Origin of the sequence: Microcoleus sp. FACHB-1515, from assembly GCF_014696105.1 — a bacterium.
Taxonomy (GTDB): domain Bacteria; phylum Cyanobacteriota; class Cyanobacteriia; order Elainellales; family Elainellaceae; genus JAAUTJ01.
The window spans coordinates 36,580-58,069 of the sequence record NZ_JACJPO010000067.1; the positions used below are offsets into that span (position 1 = coordinate 36,580).

Consider the following 21,490-nt stretch of genomic DNA (forward strand, 5'->3'; position numbering starts at 1 on the left):
CATGTTTCAAGCGACTCGGCAGCGACTCGCCCTCTGGTATGGCGCTGTGACGGCGGTGTTGCTGCTGCTGTTTGCAACAGGTTTTTATCTGTATGTGCGGCACACCTTAGTTGAGCGGGTGGATGACACGCTCAATCATGTCGTCGAGGTGGTGCAGCGATCGATCGTTGTGGAATCCGTCAACGACCCCGCTCAGCCTCCCTTCCGCCTCAACCTGGAAGCCAGCTTTGGCAACAACGCCGTCACAGCGGAAGACGACCACATCGATCTCGAATGGTTCAGCCCAACCGGAGATCTGCTGTGGTCTACGCTCGACATGCCCCTAAACCTACCTGTGCATCCCAGCAGTGGCGAAACGGTGCATCAAACCGTTGATCTGCTGCTTCGGCAGGTGACGCAGCGGGTCGAAGTGGGGCGGCAGGTTTTGGGCTATTTGCGCGTCAGTCATCCCTGGTTTGAAGTCACGAAACCGAGCCGCCAACTGATTTTTGACCTCAGCTTAGGAATTGTGCTGATGGTCGCAATTGTCGGGGCGATCGGTTGGTTTTTGTCTGGGTTGGCAATGGCTCCTGTCCGCGATTCCTATCAGCGACTCAAGCAGTTCACCGCAGACGCATCGCACGAACTGCGAAATCCGATCGCCGTCATCCAAACCAATGTGCAGGTGGCGCTGGCCGATCCTGACCCGGATTTGCAGCATCAGCAGCTTGAAGTGGTCGAACGATTAACGCGCCGTTTAGGTCGATTGGTTGATGATTTGCTGTTTCTGGCACGTCAAGATAGCGCCATTGCACCGCGCCGCAGCGATCGCTTGAATCTGCAAGAATTACTTTCAGAAGTCGTGCAGGAACAGCAGTCGATCGCATTAGAAAAAAACATCACCTTTAGCTTAGAGATAAGTGGTGGATTAGAAATGCTGGGCGATCGCGATCAGTTGATTCGTCTCTTTACCAATCTGTTGAGCAACGCCGTTCAATACACACCATCTGGCGGCAAAGTTCAAGTCACTGCAACACCTCACAAGCACTTAGGACAGCTAGAAATTCAAGTGCAAGATACCGGAATTGGCATTCCGGCTGAGGCAATTCCCAACCTGTTCGATCGATTTTATCGAGTCGATTCAGCCCGCAGCCGAAAGCAGGCCGGAACCACCAGCGGATCGGGGTTGGGATTAGCAATTGCTAAAACAATTATCGAAGCCCATCAAGGCGAAATTCAAGTTGACAGCACTCCCAATCAAGGCACTTGCTTCACGGTGATGTTGCCCTCGCTTTAAGTGAGTGGGGTGGGGCGATCGATCTCTTTCAGCGACAATCAACTTTCTATTTTTGCAAGCAAACACTCTGGCACGTTGTAGGTACTTTCTAGAAGAAATGAATCGAGCGAAAATAATTTCTTCCAATCTAGAATCAATTCCTTGGTAATCCAGCGATCGACTGCTTCTCGAAACATACGAATGTTTTCGCTGGGAAGAAATTCTTTGTTATCGTTGTACTTCTCTATCAGGACGTAACTGGCTTCGAGTGAACCAGCACCAGAACCAAGCCCACGAGATTTCTGCCAAATTGCGGGAATTGCTTCTTCAATTTGAGAAGGAGTAATTACGAATTCATGCAGTAGGTCATAAATTCCTAATAACCACACCATCAATGCACCTCTCCAATAAGGATCGCGAATTGAGATGCACGAGTGCAACCACGATGAAATTTCCTGCGGCTTGAGATATTTCAAGCAGAAAAACATCATGGCTGAGAGATTACAGTCTGCTCTACCTGCGTCCCAGTTCATCTTGCGAATTCCACGTTTATTAGTCCAAATCTGAAACTTAAACTTAGAGTAAAAGTCTTTTGTCTTTTCATCTTCATAAGAGAACCATAGATCAGCACTCATTAAACACATTGACAGCGAATTAATCACATCTTCCCGAAATTCAGCATACTCCTGTGGAATTCCTTTCCAATAAACATTGATGAATGCCCTTACAACATCTTGAAGCAGCAACGCTGAGTAATCTGCCATCTCATGGCTGCGAACGATTAGATCAGGCAACAGATATTTGAACCATCCGTCCCACTCATCTCGATGACCAAAGCAAAAGATTCCAGATGATATTTCGGTCAATGCTTTCGACAATATTTTGACTGAAACTTCTTCGATCGGCTGCTCCATCAATTCGTGAAACATTCGCCTTTGTTCACCCATAAACCATGCTTCGCCCATTGGCTCTAGAGGCTTGCGAAAATGTGCACGCATTCTACTTACTGCCTCTAAATCAACTCCTCTCTTGGGCATCCATCGGTATTCAGACTGTTTGGACATAATTGATGGTTATTTGAGGGCAACTATTTCACAGTGTCATATTGTTTGATGCATGGAGGCAGTTAATATTAACATGATCAAACCTATGCAAAGTCGATCGTAACGCGACAGCAGGTATGAGGCGATCGCCCCCACGCCATCTGGAACAGGAGGTGATCGCCCAATTCAAACAGGTTGGCTTACGCTTCGACGCGACTGCGGGTCGATCGCGTCGTTTTCTTGCGCGGTTCGGGCAGAACGGCGGCAACCGCTTCGGAGAGCGTTGCTTCGGGTTCGGGTGCAGGCAAAGCAGCCAGCTTTTTCATTTTGCTAGCGAGGACGCGGAAGCTGCCGTACACGTCGAAGAGGCGAAAGGCAAGGCTGGGTTCGATCGCGCCGTCCAAATCTGCTTCGATCAGTTCGGTGACGGGTTCCTGCCAAAACAGCGTCAGGTTGGGATAGTCGGCAAAGAACGCTTCAATTTCCGGACGGAAGTAAAGGGCTGCGCCGCCCGACGCGACGACTTCATCGAGTTCATACAGGTCTTGGCCGAGCATGGTTTTCAGCCAGCTAAACAGGTTGTTGAGGTAGCGAGCTTCAGCCTGATCGATCGCCGCCTGAATTTGTGCTGCTTTGTGTTCCACCTCCAAATCGCCAACGACCATGCGGGCAATGCGGGCAACATAGGCGGGAGCCTGTCGCGCTTGAAACAGATATTCGGGCAGGCGAGCCATGTCGCGGACGCTGAGGTTGAGTGCCGATCGCCGCACCACATCGTCTTGAAACTCGACAAAGCCCAAGTGTTCGCCAATTCCTTGCTGCGGAGTGCCTTGCTTGAAGGGCAACAAGGACGCATCGCGCTGGCCGAGCATCAGCATCAGCATGTTTTGCTGAGCAAAAGCATTGGGATTGGCGCTGCGGTGGTTTTGGGCAAGTCCGGCTCCTTCCGGGCGCACATCGAGGCTATCGATCGTGACGCTGTAGCGCGTGCCGCGAAACTCGAAGCTGTTGAGGTGGCGCGTCAGCAGTTCCACGAAGCGGCTGCGGTCTTGATATTCGGCATACGGTAAAAGTGTGGAGAGGCAGACGGAAAAGGCGCTCGGTAGATTTGCGGTCTGAGCGATCGCCCCCACAACGGCCACAATCTTGTAAGCGGCGGGGACGTATTTCGACAGCTTGACGGGCGGTTTGCCGCGCAGCCCTTGCGCCTTCATCCCCAGCACGAACAGCTTACCGTCTGGCAGTTTGATGTAGGCGTCGTTTTCCGGTCTGCCGCCAGACAAGCCCATGTCCAGCAAATCGGCAGAAGAGACTTCCAGCACTTCTGCCCCCATTCGCATCAGTTCGATCGCGCCGTCGGGCAAGCGCTGCCACAAAATTTTGCTTTCGGACGTACCGTTGTCGATCGCGGCGATTAAATCTGGCATGGTTCGCTTGGGGGTAAAGGACAAGGTAAAATGCTGTGCAGGCAGAGGGCGTTAAAGCGTTTGGTACAAAAGTACTAGTTTCATGCCAAAAGCATATCGGAAAATTTGGGCAGCGTCTAGTTTTTTATAAAACTCAACGAAGAACGATCGAAAAAACGTGAAGCACCAGCTTTCATGCCGATCGCCTCAGGCCGATCGTGGCTAGGTCGAGGAATCTTTCAAATGGTTCGAGCGATCGCTGATCATCGCGTCGCTAAACGGAAGCGCCCGTTCCCGCGATGATGGCTCGAATTGCGCTCACCTGCTCGCTATAGGCGCGATCGCTCAAAACTTCGATCGCGCCTTCGGTCGAAAGTTCTTCCAGTTCAATCCACGATTTGCAGCCGCCATATTGCGATCGATACGGAACTTGGTGCGGCGTATCCAGCCGAAAAACGCGCAGCAGCAGGACATACAGCGGCTCACGAGCTTTCCAGCGCAGGCGATCGCGCACAAACGCTTCGTTCCAAACGTGAAAGGGCAGCAAGGCCGACACCACGTTTGGATCGCTGACCTGAAACACCTCGGTGATGTCTGCAAATGCCTGTATGGTCACGATTTCAGGATGCCAATCGATTTCGACAAGCTGAAGCTGATCGGCGTAAAACGGTTTGAGGAGTTGGGCTTGCTGATGCTCGTGGGTTGGATACAGCCACACTCGCGACTGCTCGATCGAAAAGCGTCCGCCGACTTCACGAATGCCGCCTTTACGCAGCAGCAGGATCGTTTCGCCGCGTGCGAGTGCTTCGGTTGCCACTGCCCATTCTTTGAGTGCTGATTTCAACATGGCTGTTTCGTGAATCGAGCTGAACTAATTGATGCCATCAATTTTAAGTAATGCTTACGGAAGTGGAACTCGATCGCATCCGCAAGCTAAAACAGCATTAATTGTCATGATTTGCAGAAATTATCGAAATGGCTAGAAAAATTTATCTTTCAGACGAAACTCTGCCCGAATCGCTTCAGGAGACGCTCAGCCAAGTTGCAGCTCAGGGCAGCGATCGCAAAGATGAAGTCGTCGAAGCGCTCAGCGACGAGCAGCCTGCCAAAAGCCGCTTTGTCGATTCGGAATATGTCGCCTGTACCTGGTGGGAAGGCTGCTACTACTGCCAAGACGACGATAAAACCTGGCATCGCGTCAAGTGCTTTAGATAAAGCATCCAAGACGAAGGGCGATCGAATATGTCGGGGCACGGCCTGCCGTGCCTGTCGCTCAAATGGCAGGGAATCTGCTGTAATCTGCTGTAATTTGATCAGCGACCGTCTCAACCCTTCACCTCCTGTCACTTTCTGATGCCCATCCTGCTTGTCATTAATCAAACCGAGCCGATCGTTACCTTTGCGCTGTTGCTGGCCGTCATTTTGATCGTGCCTTTGTGCTTTGAGCGAATCAAACTGCCGGGACTGCTCGGACTGTTGGCAGCAGGCGTCGTACTCGGACAAAACGGGCTAAATCTGCTCTCGACCGATTCCGAGACGATGAAGCTGCTCTCAGATATCGGTTTGGTGTATCTGATGTTTGTGGCAGGGCTGGAAGTTGATATTGAGCAGTTTCAGCACACCCGCAATCGATCGATCGGGTTTGGCTTTTTTACGTTCATTGTGCCGATGATTGTCGGCACGATCGTCGGGCGGATGTTCGGCTTTGGCTGGAACGCTTCGATTTTGATTGGGTCGCTGTTCGCCTCACATACGCTGCTGGCCTATCCGATCGTCAGCCGCATGGGATTGGTCAACAACGAAGCCGTCATGGTAACGATCGGCGCAACGATCTTCACCGATATCGGCGCACTGCTGGTTTTGGCCGTTTGCGTTGGCATTCATGCGGGCAACTTCACCACGTTCAGCTTGATTCGCCTGCTGCTGTCGCTGGCGATCTATTCAGCGATTATTTTGTTTGGCTTTAGCTGGCTGGGCAAAGAATTTTTTCGGCGATCGGGCAGTGAGGAAGGCAATCAGTTTTTGTTTATTTTGCTGGTTGTGTTTGTGTCGGCTTTGGGCGCAGAACTGATCGGCGTGGAAAAAATCGTGGGTGCGTTCTTGGCCGGACTTGCGGTCAACAGTGCGATCGGCGATGGTCCGGTCAAGGAAAAGGTCGTGTTTGTCGGCAGCGTGCTGTTCATTCCGATTTTCTTTGTGGATTTGGGACTGCTGATTAATATTCCTGCCTTCATCAGCAGTTTGGGCGCGATTAAAGTGACGATCGCGGTTGTCCTCGGCTTAGTCGGCAGCAAATTTGGCGCGGCACTGCTGGCAAAATTGGCCTACCGCTATAGCTGGCGCGAAATGATTGTGATGTGGTCGCTCTCACTGCCGCAGGTTGCTGCCACGCTTGCCGCGACGCTGGTGGGCTATCGCGTCGGTCTGCTGACTGAAGATATTTTGAACAGCGTAATTGTGCTGATGCTGGTGACGGCGACTGGAGGACCGCTGCTGACGGCTCGCAGCGCGATCGGTCTGACGGTTCCAGAAACGATCGCGTCGTCTGCGCCCGGAAGCAGCGGAGCCTTTGCGCTTGACTTGAGCGAAGAACCAGAAGCCGAACCTGTCGTGGTTGTGCCCGTTTACAATCCTGACACCGAGCAGTATTTGATCGAACTGGCCGCCTTGCTGGTGAAGCCGCATCCGGGCGGGCGCGTCATGCCCTTGGCGATCACGAATCCGCACACGCAAATGATGGATGCGCCACAGTTGCGCCATGCCTTGCAGCGATCGCAGCGCTTACTCAACCGCGCTAGCGAAATTTGTGAACAGTTTGGCGTTGCATCTGACCCGATCTTACGCATTGACGACGCGATCGCGCAGGGCATCAGCCACGCCAGCCGCGAGCAAAACGCCAGCTTCATCGTGCTGGGCTGGGGACGCACATCTGGCTTTCGCGCTCGTGCCTTTGGCAATTTAATTGACAGCGTGTTGTGGGCGGCACATTGTCCGGTTGCGGTTTCGCGCCTGTTAGCCGCTCCCAGCACAATTCGCCGCATTCTAGTGCCGATCGAAAACATGACGCAAGATGCGCTGCGTAGCGTCCGCTTTGCCGAAGCGCTGGCTGATACCAATCAGGCGCAAATTACGCTGCTGCATGTGGCCGATCGCCATCTGTCTCCGGTGCGGCTGGCGTGGCTGGAAAATCAGCTTGACCTGCTGGTGCACAAATATTCCTCGAATCGCACGTTTGATTTGCGTGTCGTCCGCAACGACGACATTCCCGGTACGATCGCTGAAACTGCACGAGCGCACGATCTGGTTGTGCTGCGATCGCGGCGACAGCGGCTCAGCCTGGGTGAACTGACGATCAGTAACGTCACTGAGCAAGTGACGCGCCAGCTTACCTGCTCGGTTGTGCTGCTGGGCGAACCGCAGCGATCGATGGTGATGATGCAGTCCGGTGGAACGACACAGCCTGTGCCGCTGCGCTGAAGTTCGATCAGCAAGTCACGAATTGTTGCAAAGAGAGGCGATTGCCAAGCAAACTAGAGGCAGCATAGAAGCATTATTTACTGCGCCAGATTGCGTAATGTATCAATCGATCGCTGCGCTGCCAGCTAACATTCTGGTCATCGATGACACGCCAGAAAATCTAGAGCTACTGTCGGCTTTACTGAGTACCCAGGGCTACAAGGTGCGAAGCGTCACCAAAGGCTCATCCGGTCTGCGAGGCGCACAGGCTGCACCGCCCGATTTGATTTTGCTCGATGTCAACATGCCGCAAATGGACGGCTACGAAGTGTGTCGGCGGCTCAAGGCAGACCAGCGCACTCGCCATATTCCCGTCATTTTCATTAGCGCGCTTGAAGATGTGCTCGACAAGGTCAAAGCGTTTGAAGTCGGTGGCGTGGACTACATTACCAAGCCGTTCCACGTTGAGGAAGTGCTCGCCCGGATCGAAACGCACCTGACCACGCAACTGCTTCAGCGACAGCTACAGGCGCAAAATCTCCGCTTGCAGCAGGAAATTCGCGACCATGAACTGGCCGAAGAAAAATTCGTCAAAGCTTTTCGCGCCAGTCCCAGCCCGATCGCCATTACCACGCTGGCAGAAGGCCGCTTTGTCGAAGTCAATCCCAGCTTTTCGCGCATCAGCGGCTACAGCAAAGCAGAACTGATCGATCGCACAACGGCAGAACTGAATCTTGGCATCGCTCCGGCTACCTATGCCACTGCCGTACAACTGCTGCTGAAGGATGGCGTCCTGCTGAATCAAGAATGTGAATTTCGCACCAAATCCGGCGAGGCCAAAACTGTTTTGCTGTCGCTAGAACGCATCGAACTGTCAGGATTACCCTGCACGCTCAACATCGTCAACGACATCACCGATCGCAAACGCCTCGAAAACGAATTTATCTCGCTGGTCAGCCACGAACTGCGAACGCCGCTCACTTCGCTGGTGGGAGCGCTCGATCTGCTGATTGCTGGCGAACTGGGAACCCTCAGCGAGCAGGGACAGCACATCCTCAAAATTGCCACCACCAACACGGAACGCTTGATGCGCTTGATTAACGACATCCTCGATCTAGAGCAGATGAAATCAGGCAAAATCACGATTCGCAAAAGCCGCTGCGATCTCGCCGATCTGCTTGCTTTGGCGATCGAAGCAATGCAGGTCATGGCCGATCGATCGCAAATCAAGCTGATTGCCGAACCGATCGATCTGGCAATCTGGGCGGATAGCGATCGGCTTTTGCAAACGCTCACCAATCTGTTGAGCAATGCGATCAAATTCTCGGAAGCCGGAAGCAGCATTCGGATCAGCGCTCAGGTGAAAGCAGGCAGCCCGGACGCTGTGCTAATTGCCGTTCAAGATCAAGGACGTGGCATTCCTGCTGACAAACTGCAAATTGTCTTCGATCGATTTCAACAGGTTGATGCTTCAGATTCCAGGCAAAAAGGCGGCACGGGCTTGGGGCTGGCGATTTGCCGCAGCATTGTTGAGCAGCACAATGGCAAAATTTGGGTCGAAAGCGTGCTGGGACAGGGCAGCACGTTCTACGTTTGGCTGCCGATCGCGTCGTGAGGCAGCGAATCGCAAAAGTTTGAACGAATGCGATCGCTGCGGTTTCAAAGCTGCTCCGTCCTGCGTCGAGGTGCAGCCGAGTCTAGACCTTTGTGCTACCCACCACAGCACAGCACTAGTGAGCTTGCTGACTGCGATTCACCATCGCTTGCAACCGCTCTAGCGGATACTCTGCCGCAAAGCTGTCCCAAGGTTTGGCTTGACCTGCGGCGTTGTAGACATAAAGCACTCCGTTCACCTTGCGACTGGCAATGACCAAATCAAGCGCTTTGGCAAGGTTAAAACACTGCGTAAACTCGTTCGGATTCATATCGGTTTCTAATTGTTCTCAATCAAAGAATTTGTAGTTTGTCAGCCTTTGCTTGCCAAGGCAACGAGCAGCAATTCTCAGCAGCGATCGATCGCCGTGAAAAGCGGCAGGTGGCGTTTCCATCTTCGTTCTAACCTTCGCTATTTGCTAATATGGCAGATTATTTTGATCTCAAGCGAGTTTGTATCGACTTGTAACTAAGCGTCCGCGATCGCGAGGCTGAAAGTACGAACGCGATCGTGACAAACCTTAAGAAATGCAGGACAAAGTAGGGTTTTGAGTTAGCTTGGTTCTGCATCTTTTGAGTCTTTCGGAGAAATTTCATGAAAATTCAGTTCATCCTGGCAATTGCCGCACTGACGCTTGGTGCAGCAACCAGCAGCATACCCACGATCGCACAAACATCCTCCCCCACAGAATTGACGGCTCAAGCCTCCGGTGCTGCCGCCACCGCGCAGTCGCTCATTTCGCTGCTCTCCAGCGGCGACTACGCTGCCGCCCGCAATCTGTATGACCCAGCCAATACCAGCGTCACGCCAGAAACGCTGCGCCAAACCTGGAGCGATGTAGTTGCGCTGCATGGCGACTTGCAGCAGGTCGGCGACACGCGCACCGTTCCGCTGGAAAATCCGGTTGGCGGCACGATGGCGATCGTTTCAGCACAATTTGCCAACGGGCGCAGAAGTATTTACGTCACGCTCAATCCTGCCGGACAAGCCGTCAGCTTTGATCTGGTGCAGGAAGAATAGCCGACGTCCGCCACCCATTCAATTCACATCTAATCAGCTAAAGGTGCTTCATTCGCTTGACTATGAAACGTTCTCTTCGCCGTTCATTGAAAACGATCGCTGCGGCAGCAGCCACTACGGGCGCGATCGTCACGACGGTTGCTGCCCTCGCTGCAACTTTTGGTCAGCAAGACCTTGACCAATCGCGCATTATTGCGATCGCCGCTCCGGTGGGCACAACGGGCAATCACCAGTTGCTGGTGGTTCAGCAGCTTACAGATGCGCGGCCTTGCTATGCCGAGTCGGGCAGCAATCCGGTGACGGTGACGCCGCTGCTGCTGGAGTTTGACTTTACTGGAATTTGCGGACGCGCCACCGACAGTAATGGCTACTCGATTCGGGTTGCAGGTCAAGACCTCGGCTTGCAGTACAGCCTGCGCGTCGCAAACCGCAATGGCGATCTGGTGCTGCTGGGCGCACCGAGCGATCGACGCACTCGTCGGGAACTCACGATCGCGCGTGCCAGCGGCGCTACTCCGGGCTTTGCCAAACTTGTCCTCGAACCGGGCTGGCGATTTACCCGTCGGACATTTAACGATCGCCCACTTGGTCACTTTTATCTAACGCACGACGCACCCCTTGATCTGGTTCAGTCGCCGTCACCCACACCCACGCCGACCCCAACTCGCACGCCCACGCCGACTCCCACTCCTTCTCCTAGCCCAACGCCCACACCAACTCCCACTCCGACACCAACTCCCACTCCGACCCCAACTCCCACCCCAATCAATCTACGGGACATTAATACAGACATCTACGCGAATGAAATTCGGCAGGCGGTGCAGAGCGGCTTTATCTCTGGCTTCCAGGACAACACCTTCCGTCCGCTAGAGTCGGTGACGCGAGAGCAGCTTGTTTCGATGGTGATCGATGCGCTGCGGCAAGTTCCCGGCGCGAGTTTGAACGTTCCCACCAGTGCCAGCAGCAACCCTTATCCGGATGTGCAGCGCGATCGCTGGAGTGCCGCCAAAATTCAGTTTGCTCGCCAAAACAACATCATCAGCGGCTATCAAGATGGTACATTCCGTCCGACACAGCCCGTCACTCGTGCAGAACTGCTGGCCGTGTTGCGACGAGCGGCAGAGTATGGAAATACGCTCAGGGGTCGATCGCCCGAACTGACGCAAACTCAAGCGCCGCGCACTTTTTCGGACACGGCAAGCCACTGGTCGGCCAGTTTGGTCACGCAAATGTCTGGCTACTGCGGTGTAGCCTCGCCTGTGAACGAACAGGGAACCGCGTTTGAGCCAAACAGTGCGGCGCGTCGCAACTATGCGGCGGCAGCAACGCTGCGAATGCTCAACTGCGTGCGTCGTTAGTACAGCGATCGCGACAGTTACCTAGCGAGATCGATCGCTTCACCCTACCTTTTTAGGGATGCTTGGAGCGATCGATTTCTCTCATTTGAAAGAAGATTTTGACGAATAGATTCTCTAAGCTAAAGCCATCAATTGAAGTATTGAATAAAGCAGGACTTTGATATGGCTACAGCCGATAGAGATTCGATGCCCAAACAAGAAGAAGGCCGGATTAATCAGCCGATGACGCCGGAAGAAGTTGATCCGGAACAAAAGCGGGCACAAAAAGAAGAACTGCTGCGCGAAGGTAATAATCTCACTGCCAATCCGGGCGATCGCATTGACGATTCAATGTCGATCGAAGAGAAAGCCAAGCAGGTTGCCGTAGACGCGCCGGACATCACAGGCGATCACATCACGGTTCCGACCTACTTTGTTGTGGATGAACCAGACGGTTCGCAAAAAGCGCTGCATCACGTTAAAGATGCAGAAGAAATTTCCGACGTAATTCGTATGGCGCGAGTCAACGAAGACGGCGAGCGCGAGTGGCGCTAATTTCTCTAGTTTAGTTTGATTTGCTTGGACGAAGGGGATACAGCAATGCTGTGTCCCTCTTCTTTGAATTTATCGATAAAAAACAGTTGAGAAAACAAATCATGGATATCACAAAACTTCAGCCACCCCAACATCAAGACCAGCAGCCTGGTGTGCAATCCGAAATGACACCGCAGCCGAAAAGCGGAGAATCCACCTACAAGGCAGCAGGCAAGCTTGAAAGCAAAGTCGCGCTGATTACCGGAGGCGACAGCGGCATCGGGCGATCGGTTGCGATCCTTTACGCTAAAGAAGGTGCAGACGTGGCGATCGCCTATCTCAACGAACATGAAGACGCCGAAGAAACCAAACGCCTGGTCGAAGCAGAAGGCCGCAAGTGCATCACAATGGCGGGTGACATCGGCGATGAGCAATTCTGTCAGCAGCTTGTGAAAGAAACGATCAGCCGCCTTGGAAAGCTTGACATTTTGGTTAATAATGCTGCCGAACAGCATCCGCAAAAAAGCTTGGAAGACATCACTGCCGAGCAGCTAGAGCGCACGTTTCGCACGAATATTTTCGGCATGTTCTTCTTAACCAAAGCTGCTTTGCCGCATCTCAAAGAAGGCAGCGCAATTATCAATACAACTTCCGTAACGGCCTACCAAGGCAATCCACAACTGCTGGATTATTCATCCACAAAAGGCGCAATCGTAGCCTTTACGCGATCGCTTTCGCAAGCCCTGATCGATAAGAAAATTCGCGTCAATGGAGTTGCTCCTGGTCCAATTTGGACACCGCTGATCCCCGCAACTTTTCCAGCAACGCAGGTGGCAACCTTTGGTCAGCAAGTGCCAATGAGCCGCGCCGGACAGCCGGAAGAAGTTGCACCGTCTTACGTTTTCTTGGCATCGAGTGATTCGTCCTACATGTCCGGTCAAATTCTGCACCCGAACGGCGGCGAAGTCGTGAACGGCTAAAATTGCAGTCGTGAAGAGGAGCGACACCGTTCCGCAAGCTTCGCGATCGCGAGCGGGTCGCCCCTTTTGCTTACAGCTTGCAGCAAGCTAGGATCAAGTCAACGCTTTTCTTTGGAACCGATGCCTGACTGTCCGCGCTGCCACCAGCCGATCGATGCCCAAGCGATCGCCTGTCCCTATTGCCGCACTTCGCTCAAAGCCTTTGGGCATCCGGGCATTCCGCTGCATCGCGCCGAAGGTGAAGCCTACTTGTGTCAAAGCTGCCAGTACGATGCAGACGACACCTGCAATTTTCCGCAGCGACCTTATGCCCGTGAATGTACGCTGTATGTCGATCGCAACCAGTCGATTGCTACGCCCGTCTACAAGCCGCGCTTCAGCCTTGGCGGTTGGCTACAGCGCAATGCGGCGTTGCTGGTGGTGATTGGTCTAATTGTGATTAGCTTGATGATTGCGCTGTAGGTTCGGTGGAACTCAGCGCGATGGCTTCGGCTTCGTTGCCGACGGACGCTTTGCGGGGCGGACGATCGATCGGGCAGGATTCTTCAAAGACTTTCAGATCAAACCAGAAGGTTGTGCCCACGCCGACTTCGCTGACGAGGTGGACAGCGCTTTGATGCTTTTCAATGATGTTGCGGACGATCGACAATCCTAAGCCTGTGCCTTCCAAGGTGTGGACGCGATTTTCCACGCGGAAGAAGCGATCGAAAATTGCTTCTTGGTCTTCAGGGTCGATGCCGATTCCCGTATCTGCAACTTCGATCCGCACATGCGATGGAATTTCAGGATTCAGCACATAGGCGCGGATGGCAACCTGCCCACCTGCGGGCGTGAACTTAAAGGCGTTGCCAACCAGATTCGTGAGAACTTGCAGCAGCAAATCATAATTGCCCCAAATCGTCGGCAGTTCCGGCTCGATGTCTTGAACGAGCGTGATGCCTTTGTCTTTGGCGTTGAGCTGGTAGGTGCGTAAGGTTTGCTCGATCGCCTGCGTCACTTCGACCGCTTCAAACTGATAGCGCTTGTTCGACTCTAGCCGCGACAAATCAAGGACATCGTTGACCAATCGCGTGAGGCGATCGGTTTCGCGATTGGCCGTTTCCAGAAAATCGCGTCGCTGTTTTTCCGTCAAATCTTCGTCGTATTCGTGCAGCGTTTCGATAAACGACTTGATGTTGAACAAAGGCGTGCGTAATTCGTGGGAAACGTTGCTGATGAAGTGGCTTTTGGCTTCGTTGAGTTCCACCTCGCGCGTGATGTCTTGAACCGTAATCGCGATGCCTCGGACGCTTTCGCGATACTGGTCAAACACGGTTGTGAGCAGAATGCGGACGGTGCGATTGGTCGGTTCAGGAATCGTAATCCGAAATTCCGTACCTTCCCGATAGCCGCCTGAGACGCTGTGTGTATCGTGGTGCGCGTCGATCGGTTCGCCTGCGGCAATTTGATAGAGCGGCTGCGCCAATTCTGACTTAACAGGTTCTGGCAGATGATAGAGGACGTTTTCACCTAAGATGTGGTTTTCATTTTCCCAACCGAACAAGCGGCGAGCGGTCGGATTCACTAGGACAATTTGCATCTGGTTGTCGAGCAGCACGGCTCCATCCGCGATCGTTGCCACCAAACTTTCCAGCTTGGCTTTTTCTGCCGTCAGTTCTTCGATGTTCTGCTCTTCATAGCGCTCTAGCTTTTCAGCCATTTCGTTGAAGTTAACGATCAGTTCGTCCAGTTCGCCACCAAGGGGAAGATCAATGCGCTGCTTGAAGTTTCCGGCAGCGATGTTTTTGACGCCAACCACGAGTTCTTTAATCGGCTGCGTGATTGTGAGGGCGTTGAAGACTGCGCCGAGAATTACCATCACCCAGATGGAGACGAAAACAGCGATCGTCACGTCCCTGGTTAAATGCGACGACGTGACGACAGTGGGATTCGGGTTGATGCCGATCGCCATTGTGCCGAGATGTTTGCCGTCGTGAACCAGCGGCACAAACACATCGGTAACTTCGCCATCGGGTGTGAGATGCTGACGCACCATCGGGTAGTCCGCATTTTGGGCGTAGTTGTCGGGCAGATTCATGCGGCGGCGAATCGTCAGTGAGTTTTGCACTTCCGATTCTGAGAAGGGAATGCCAAAGAAGATATTGCCGTCTTCATCGGCATAAAGCATGTAGCGAACGCTGGAGGTGCTGCTGTAGAAGCGATGGGAAAATCGCGCCAGCTCTGTGCGGTTGTCTTCGCTGATCAAGGGCGCGACGTTCGCCGCCAACAGCAAGCCCAAATCGCGCCCAAATCGCGTGTCGTTGAGGCGAGCGTCTTGCTGAATGGTATTGACTGCCCAAAAGGTGAGGCCGCTCATAATCAGCGACACAACCAAGGTTGCCGCTGCCATCAGGCGCGTTTGCAGGGCAAACTTTGACCACCAGCGGGCAATAAGTTCTCGCAGTTTGGCAAGCAGAGTGAGCAAGGCGAATCTTGAGTGACGAGTAACAACAGCGATCGCAATCTTTTGGCAGCAGCTGCCAAAAGATAGTTTGATCATAAATCTGCTTTCGATTGTGAACCTATTGTTACACTTTGTAAAGTTCGTTGCCTATTGTGAAGTCAGGCTGGATTGCCGCACTCGATAGCCAATGTCGGGACGGTAATATTTCCCTTCAAATTCGATCGAGTCAACTGCTCGATAGGCCGTTTCAAATGCTCGATCGAAACTTTCCCCAGTCGCCACCACGTTCAAAACGCGCCCGCCATCGGTCAGAAGCTGATTTTGCTTGAGAATCGTTCCGGCCTGAAACACGATCGCGCCTTGGTCTTCCGCCTGGGAAATTCCGGTAATCGGCAGTTTTTTCTGGTAGCGATCGGGATAGCCACCTGCGGCCATCACCACGCAAGCGCAGACTTCCGGCTTCCATTCTAGGGGAGGCAGCTTCTCTAGCTGCTGCTGAGCGCAGGCCAGCAGGACGCGATCGAGCGGAGTTTCCAGCAAGGGCAAAATCACTTGAGTTTCCGGGTCGCCAAACCGACAGTTAAACTCAATCACCTTCGGATCGCCTTCCGGTGTAATCATCAATCCGGCATAGAGAATGCCGCGATAGTCGATGCCACGATTGGTTAGGGCGGCGATCGCAGGCTCCAAAATCTCCTGCTGAACGCGCTGCATCATTTCGGGCGTGGCGATCGGAGCGGGAGCATAAGCACCCATGCCGCCTGTGTTGGCTCCGGTGTCGCCTGCGCCGATGCGTTTGTGGTCTTGGGCGGGCAACAGCGGGCGAATTGTTCGTCCGTCCGTGCAGGCGAGGATCGAAACTTCCTGGCCTGCAAGAAATTCTTCGATCACGATGCAGTTGCCCGCCGCGCCAAACTGACCGTCAAAGGCGGCAGCGATCGCAGCTTTGGCTTCCTCGATCGATTCGGCAACCGTTACGCCTTTGCCTGCCGCGAGTCCGTCTGCTTTGATGACGATCGGAGCGGTTTGCGTTTCGAGATAGCAAAGAGCAGCGGTGCGATCGGTAAAGGCGTTCGATCGAGCGGTGGGAATGTTCGCTGCTTGCATCAGCGCTTTTGCCCAAGCTTTGCTAGATTCAATTTGCGCTCCGGCCTGCGTCGGGCCAAAAACCGTAAGATTTTCCGATCGCAACGCATCCGTAATTCCCGCTGCGAGTGGCACTTCTGGCCCCACAACAATCAGTCCGATGTTGTTGACCAGGGCAAATCGCTTCATGCCTTCAAAATCCGTGACGGAAAGCGCCAAATTGCGACAGCGGGGCAGGCTAGCCGTGCCGCCATTGCCCGGAATGCAAAAAATTTCTTGCACGCGATCGGACTGCAAAAGCTTCCAAGCAAGGGCGTGTTCCCGTCCGCCATTGCCAACGACTAATACTTTCATGTCCCCACTCGTGCCGCTTCTACAGTAATTAATCCTTGCCCCATCATCTCACGCCTGCGCGATCGAGCAAGCATTCAGCCTTTTGCAGTTGAGTTTGCGTCAGCATTCGGCCTGTATCTCCAGGCAGATTTCAAAGTGGAAATACGGATACGGAGGTGAAAATTTACGATATCAGGGCAAAATAAAGAAAAAATTGCCTTTTGCAGAGGAAATCGACGGCTGACGCGATCGAATGCAATGGGCGCTATTGGTTCACTTATACAGTTGCTTGGGGGTGTGTGGTGTACAAACCCATTTTAGTTGCGATCGCGCTATCGGTTACGGGGGGGGCAGTAACGCTGGGCAGTGGCGCAGTGGCGCTGCGATCGCTTACTTGGACAGCAGCAGGAGCGACCGCTCAGCCGCGCGTCACCGACACTCAGCTTACCGCCTGTCGAAATTTTCTTCCGAGCGTTTTTCCGCAGGTTCCCGCCGCAGACATTACCGTCAGCAGTGGCGGCGATTTGGACAATCAAGGCAATGCCCGCGTCAACTGGCAGCTTAAAGACGGTACCGCAGGCTTTTGCGTCGTCAACGCCAGCAATCAAGTTGTGCGTTATGAAACGCAGTTCACGCCCAGTCCGAGTCCAAGTCCGTCCCCCAGCCCAACGCCCAGTCCAACGCCCAGTCCTTCTCCTTCGCCGTTCGATCCGCAATCGCTACGCGATCTAAACAAAGATGAAGCAATTAGTCTGGCTCAGCAAAACGGCTATGCGCTCACGGATGCCAGCGACCCCCAGCGCGTCAGAATGGCGAACAATCAGCAGCAGCTTATTTTGAACATTCGTCGCTTTTTCAATACCGTCAGTTCGGTGGAAGTGACGAGTTTGCCGACGCCTACCCCTTCGCCGTCACCCGGAGCGTTCAACCCGCTAACGCTGGTCGGGCTAGAGAAAAATCGAGCGATCGCCACTGCTCAGCAAAATGGCTACACGCTCAATCAAGACAGCGGCAATCAAGTATTTCTGTCCAACAATGTTCAAGGATTGATCCTCAATGTTGGGCAACCGCTCAATACGGTCACATCCGTTGCGATTAGCAGCAATCCCACGCCCACCCCGACACCTTCGCCGTCACCCGGAGGCGGACAAGCGACGATCGACCAGTTGCAAACCTGTCGCACTTTTGTCGCGGATGTATTTTCTCCGGCGAATGCAACTGTGTTTTCGGGGTCGCCCGACGTGGCAGGAAATGCGATCGTCGAGTGGCGCACCAGCAGCGGTGCATCCGGTTACTGCCGCATGGACAATTCCAACAACATCATCGATTTCATTGTTGAGAATCCCGGTGAGCAACCGGAGGCCGACTTTTCTCCGCGCCCGCCCGTCATCGGGCTGTGGTAGCCGGACGATACGCAACGCGAGCATCCAGTCCATTGTCGCGGAGCTGGCGTGACACTCGCTCGGCCAGCGATCGCTGGGCAAAAGCGCCAGCCCGAATGTATGCACCGCGATCGGAACGCGCCAAAAATGCCGCAGGCTGAAAGCGCCGGACTTGATTGAGCAAAACAGTGGTATTTCCGGGAACCACGACAACATAAGGGCTGCTGGTGCTGCCAGGAGGATTGCTACCATCCACAATCAAATCAGACAAGCCGAGTGCTCTGAGCGTGTCGGGACCAACAACGCCATCGACGGGCAAGCCGCGCCGCTGCTGAAAATCTCGCACGGCGCTTTCGGTTGCGGGTCCGTAGATGCCATCAATGCCGATGCCCAACCGCAACTGAATTCGCTCGACGGCCTCGCCCCGACTGCCCCGCTGATAAACCTGTGCGATCGCAGCAGGCGCAAATCCTAACATTAGCGCGATCACAATGGCAATTCGCACCCAAGCTTTCATCATTCACACTCCTCATCACACCAATAGTTGAATGTTTTCACTATAGAACTGTGAGAGAAGATAGAGTTGTTCCAGGTCAAGAATTTTGCTAGCGTGCAGGATGAGATATCGTATCGATATTGACCGTGCTGCACACTGCGATCGAGATTGAGAAAAATGAAAGGAATTTTTTGGACAGTCGCGCTGCTAGCGGCATCGATTCCCAATATGGCGATCGCTCAGGTTTTCTCGCCGCCGATTACGGCACCGACATCGCGTCCGGAGCGTCCGGCGCAGCGACCCAATCAGCCTGCGCCCGCTCAAAACGTGCGATCGGCGCAGCTTAGTGGCTGTCAAAACTGGGTGCTACGGCTTCAGAACGTATCGCAATCGCAAGTGATGGTTGCACCCGGAACGGCGAGAAGCGTAGAGGGCATTGCACAAGTGCTGTGGCAAATTCGCGATGGCGTCGATCGCGGCTACTGTTTGGTGCGGCGGGATGGTCGCGTCACGGCAGCAGTGCAGTACACCTCTGGCGGCACGCTGCACTACTTCCCAACCGAATCCGATGCGCTCGGCGGTCCGGTTCAATAACGGCTAGGTGGTCAGACCGATCGGGCAAGAGACGTTTGTGCCGCCCAAGCCGCAGTATCCACCGGGATTTTTGGCGAGATACTGCTGGTGATAGCCTTCGGCGTAATAGAATTCCGGCGCATCGAGAATTTCCGTCGCGATCGCTTGATATCCTGCCTGCTGAAGCGCTTGCTGGTAGGCGGCTCGTGAAGCTTCGGCACTGCGACGCTGTTCCTCAGAGTAGACATAAATGCCCGATCGATACTGCGTGCCAATGTCGTTGCCTTGACGCATCACCTGCGTCGGATCGTGGCCTTCCCAAAACACTTTGAGAATTTGCTCGAAGCGAATGATCTTCGGGTCAAATACGACTAGCACCACTTCGTTGTGTCCGGTCATGCCGCTACAGACTTCTTGGTAGGTGGGGTTGGGCGTGTAGCCTGCTGCATAGCCAACTGCCGTTACATACACGCCGTCTTGCTGCCAAAATTTGCGCTCTGCGCCCCAAAAGCAGCCCATGCCAACGATCACTTTTTCCATGCCGTCTGGAAACGGCGGTTTGATTGAGTGGCCGTTGACGAAGTGCTTGTCCGGCACGGGTAGCGGTTCGGCGCGTCCGGGTAGCGCTTCTTCTGGTTTCGGTAGAGAAAGTTTTTTACCAAATCCAAATAGCACCATGAGGCATTCCTACTTTGTAATGTTTCTTTACTAATTTTATCCTTGCTCGCAAGTTTCGGGCAGACGAGTTCCCAAGCGGTTGAGCAAAAATTTTATTAAGTTGGGTAGTGCGCCCAACTTCTACCTTTTGCTGTTGAACAACGGCAGCTTTTTCTGTCTAATTACCGATTTTGGTGCGATCGCCCTTCAGTAACTTCAGTAATAGATAACAAATGTGAAGTTAGGGATAAAGTCATGGTCGAAGACGATAAATACAAACCGTCGATGGCGGATTTTAGCGATGGCACGCCGGTAGCCGATGCAGACGAGGATGAAGAAATCATCAACGACGATGACATTCCCCAGGAATATACGGAGTCGCTGGGCACAGGCGTTCACGATTTGCCCGGATCGAACATTGGCGGACGAGTGATGCGCGATCGCGCCAGCGAAATGCACGAAGCCAGTCCGATTTTGACGGGTGGCGATATTGATGCCAACTGGGAACAAGCGAATGCGGTCGGCGATGAAGCGGTAGGCGGAACGGTGGCGACGCCGGATCAAGACATCGTCGATGAATTGGGTGCAGCGGTTGGATTGGAAATGGACGATCGAGCTTTTCTACGCACAACTGAAATTCTCGATCAGCGTGACGATCGCCGCTGGGAACTCGACCCAATGTCTTCGGATGATTACCGCGATCGCCGCCAAATGGCCGATGAAGACGACGCTGCTCTGAGCGACTACACAGACGAAACGGAAGTTTAATAAAAAGGATTAAATCAAATGCAGCTTAAGCCCATCCGGGATCAAGTCGCCGTCATTGTCGGCGCATCTAGTGGAATTGGTCGAATCACGGCCAAAAAATTTGCTCAGCAGGGCGCAAAGGTGGTTGCTGCCAGCCGCAGTATCGACGGTCTGACCACGTTGGTTGGCGAAATTCACGATTTTGGCGGCGAGGCGATCGCTGTTCCCGCTGATGTAGCTGAATATGAGCAGGTGGAAGCGATCGCCGCCAAAGCCGTGCAGGAATACGGACGCATCGATACATGGGTACATGCCGCCGCGACCGGAATCATTGCGCCGTTTGATCAGCTAACGCCGCAGGAATTCAAGCGCGTGATTGATGTCAACCTGAACGGACAGGCATACGGAGCGATGGCCGCTTTGCCGCACCTGAAGCGGGAAGGACAAGGATCGCTGATTCACATTACCTCGGTGGAAGCGCGGCGATCGCTGCCTTATCAAAGCGTCTACTCGGCCTCAAAGCACGGCGTTGAAGGCTTTCTTGACGCGATGCGGCTGGAACTGATGCACGAAGGCTACAACATCAACGTCGCTAACATTCTGCCCGCCGTAATCAACACGCCCTACTACAACAAGGTGCAGACCAAGCTGGGCGTGAAGCCAACCGGAGTGCCGCCCTACTATTCGCCGGAACTGGTGGCCGATTCGATTCTGTATGCGGCTGAGCATCCGACTCGCGACATGATTGTGGGGGATGTGGGTCGCGTGGTCGATTTGCTTCAGCGCATCGCGCCCAAAGTGGCCGATAGCTTGCTGCTGGCGATCGCTTTTCCCGGCCAGAAAACGCCCGAACCAAAATCGGCAGATTCACCTAGCAACGTGTTTGAAGCAGTTCCGCCAGAACTCGGATACGATCGCGTCGAAGGGGACTTCGGCCAGTTGACAATTCCGAGCTTCTTGGACTGGTTCGATCGCAATCCGATCGCCAAATGGGGCACAACTGCTGCTTTGGCCGCAACTGGAATCGCAGTTCTACTCAACAGCGCACTAGATAAGCCAATGTAAAGCTGAGAATTGCAAGCAAAAAG

At 53.7% G+C, this 21,490-nt stretch carries 21 protein-coding genes; 13 read left to right on the forward strand and 8 right to left on the reverse strand.

Features of this window, described 5'->3' with window-relative positions; all coding sequences use genetic code 11:
• Nucleotide 1: 1 nt before the first annotated feature.
• Nucleotides 2-1,276, forward strand: coding sequence for a cell wall metabolism sensor histidine kinase WalK (locus tag H6F67_RS24235; protein WP_190769224.1), 1,275 nt, complete (start codon nt 2-4; stop codon nt 1,274-1,276).
• A 38-nt stretch (nt 1,277-1,314) separates the two neighbouring features.
• Here H6F67_RS24235 and H6F67_RS24240 read toward each other — a convergent pair whose 3' ends face one another.
• From H6F67_RS24240 to H6F67_RS24250, 3 genes are all read right to left on the reverse strand, one after another.
• Entirely contained in the window at nt 1,315-2,319 is a 1,005-nt protein-coding gene (locus tag H6F67_RS24240) for a hypothetical protein (protein ID WP_190769225.1), read from the reverse strand.
• 179 nt (nt 2,320-2,498) lie between these two features.
• Entirely contained in the window at nt 2,499-3,725 is a 1,227-nt protein-coding gene (locus tag H6F67_RS24245) for a ParM/StbA family protein (protein WP_190769226.1), read from the reverse strand.
• Between the two features lie 253 nt (nt 3,726-3,978).
• The gene (locus tag H6F67_RS24250; RefSeq protein WP_190769227.1) at nt 3,979-4,551 is read right to left on the reverse strand and encodes a DUF1802 family protein; all 573 of its coding nucleotides are present in this window, start codon (nt 4,549-4,551) and stop codon (nt 3,979-3,981) included.
• Between the two features lie 128 nt (nt 4,552-4,679).
• On the opposite strand from H6F67_RS24250, the gene H6F67_RS24255 reads away from it, so the two are divergent.
• From H6F67_RS24255 to H6F67_RS24265, 3 genes are all read left to right on the forward strand, one after another.
• Nucleotides 4,680-4,919 carry a hypothetical protein gene (locus H6F67_RS24255; RefSeq protein WP_190769228.1) on the forward strand — a complete coding sequence of 80 codons (240 nt, stop codon included), beginning with the start codon at nt 4,680-4,682 and terminating at the stop codon, nt 4,917-4,919.
• A gap of 138 nt (nt 4,920-5,057) precedes the next feature.
• Complete coding sequence (locus H6F67_RS24260) at nt 5,058-7,181, forward strand: cation:proton antiporter (protein WP_190769229.1); 2,124 nt, start codon at nt 5,058-5,060, stop codon at nt 7,179-7,181.
• A 97-nt stretch (nt 7,182-7,278) separates the two neighbouring features.
• The gene (locus H6F67_RS24265) at nt 7,279-8,775 is read left to right on the forward strand and encodes an ATP-binding protein (protein ID WP_190769230.1); all 1,497 of its coding nucleotides are present in this window, start codon (nt 7,279-7,281) and stop codon (nt 8,773-8,775) included.
• Nucleotides 8,776-8,890: 115 nt separating this feature from the next.
• On the opposite strand, the gene H6F67_RS24270 is transcribed toward H6F67_RS24265, so the two are convergent.
• Complete coding sequence (locus tag H6F67_RS24270) at nt 8,891-9,085, reverse strand: hypothetical protein (protein ID WP_190769231.1); 195 nt, start codon at nt 9,083-9,085, stop codon at nt 8,891-8,893.
• Nucleotides 9,086-9,408: 323 nt separating this feature from the next.
• Between H6F67_RS24270 and H6F67_RS24275 the strand changes: the two genes are divergently transcribed.
• From H6F67_RS24275 to H6F67_RS24295, 5 genes are all read left to right on the forward strand, one after another.
• The gene (locus H6F67_RS24275) at nt 9,409-9,834 is read left to right on the forward strand and encodes a DUF3887 domain-containing protein (protein ID WP_190769232.1); all 426 of its coding nucleotides are present in this window, start codon (nt 9,409-9,411) and stop codon (nt 9,832-9,834) included.
• A 62-nt stretch (nt 9,835-9,896) separates the two neighbouring features.
• Nucleotides 9,897-11,192: a DUF3747 domain-containing protein gene (locus tag H6F67_RS24280; protein ID WP_190769233.1), complete on the forward strand. Its 1,296-nt coding sequence runs from the start codon at nt 9,897-9,899 to the stop codon at nt 11,190-11,192.
• 162 nt (nt 11,193-11,354) lie between these two features.
• Nucleotides 11,355-11,726, forward strand: coding sequence for a hypothetical protein (locus H6F67_RS28250; protein ID WP_277874628.1), 372 nt, complete (start codon nt 11,355-11,357; stop codon nt 11,724-11,726).
• Between the two features lie 101 nt (nt 11,727-11,827).
• Nucleotides 11,828-12,685: an SDR family oxidoreductase gene (locus H6F67_RS24290; RefSeq protein ID WP_190769234.1), complete on the forward strand. Its 858-nt coding sequence runs from the start codon at nt 11,828-11,830 to the stop codon at nt 12,683-12,685.
• Between the two features lie 120 nt (nt 12,686-12,805).
• Nucleotides 12,806-13,147, forward strand: coding sequence for a zinc ribbon domain-containing protein (locus H6F67_RS24295; protein ID WP_190769235.1), 342 nt, complete (start codon nt 12,806-12,808; stop codon nt 13,145-13,147).
• On the opposite strand, the gene nblS is transcribed toward H6F67_RS24295, so the two are convergent.
• Together nblS and purD are read right to left on the reverse strand one after the other, a co-directional pair.
• Nucleotides 13,125-15,149: a two-component system sensor histidine kinase NblS gene (gene nblS, locus H6F67_RS24300; RefSeq protein WP_190769236.1), complete on the reverse strand. Its 2,025-nt coding sequence runs from the start codon at nt 15,147-15,149 to the stop codon at nt 13,125-13,127. The genes H6F67_RS24295 and nblS overlap by 23 nt on opposite strands.
• Nucleotides 15,150-15,275: 126 nt before the next feature.
• Complete coding sequence (gene purD / locus H6F67_RS24305; RefSeq protein ID WP_190769237.1) at nt 15,276-16,568, reverse strand: phosphoribosylamine--glycine ligase; 1,293 nt, start codon at nt 16,566-16,568, stop codon at nt 15,276-15,278.
• 278 nt (nt 16,569-16,846) lie between these two features.
• Between purD and H6F67_RS24310 the strand changes: the two genes are divergently transcribed.
• Nucleotides 16,847-17,950: a hypothetical protein gene (locus H6F67_RS24310; RefSeq protein WP_190769238.1), complete on the forward strand. Its 1,104-nt coding sequence runs from the start codon at nt 16,847-16,849 to the stop codon at nt 17,948-17,950.
• Here the strand turns inward: H6F67_RS24310 and H6F67_RS24315 are convergent.
• Nucleotides 17,934-18,449 carry a peptidoglycan-binding protein gene (locus H6F67_RS24315; protein WP_190769239.1) on the reverse strand — a complete coding sequence of 172 codons (516 nt, stop codon included), beginning with the start codon at nt 18,447-18,449 and terminating at the stop codon, nt 17,934-17,936. The genes H6F67_RS24310 and H6F67_RS24315 overlap by 17 nt on opposite strands.
• A 153-nt stretch (nt 18,450-18,602) precedes the next feature.
• Here H6F67_RS24315 and H6F67_RS24320 point away from each other — a divergent pair, with 153 nt between their 5' ends.
• Nucleotides 18,603-19,019: a hypothetical protein gene (locus tag H6F67_RS24320; RefSeq protein WP_190769240.1), complete on the forward strand. Its 417-nt coding sequence runs from the start codon at nt 18,603-18,605 to the stop codon at nt 19,017-19,019.
• A gap of 3 nt (nt 19,020-19,022) precedes the next feature.
• On the opposite strand, the gene msrA is transcribed toward H6F67_RS24320, so the two are convergent.
• A complete protein-coding gene (gene msrA, locus H6F67_RS24325) occupies nt 19,023-19,676 on the reverse strand; it encodes a peptide-methionine (S)-S-oxide reductase MsrA (protein WP_190769241.1) in 654 nt (217 codons plus the stop codon).
• Nucleotides 19,677-19,910: 234 nt separating this feature from the next.
• Here msrA and H6F67_RS24330 point away from each other — a divergent pair, with 234 nt between their 5' ends.
• Nucleotides 19,911-20,423 carry a DUF6335 family protein gene (locus H6F67_RS24330; protein WP_242020780.1) on the forward strand — a complete coding sequence of 171 codons (513 nt, stop codon included), beginning with the start codon at nt 19,911-19,913 and terminating at the stop codon, nt 20,421-20,423.
• Between the two features lie 18 nt (nt 20,424-20,441).
• A complete protein-coding gene (locus H6F67_RS24335; protein ID WP_190769242.1) occupies nt 20,442-21,467 on the forward strand; it encodes an SDR family oxidoreductase in 1,026 nt (341 codons plus the stop codon).
• Nucleotides 21,468-21,490: the final 23 nt, after the last annotated feature.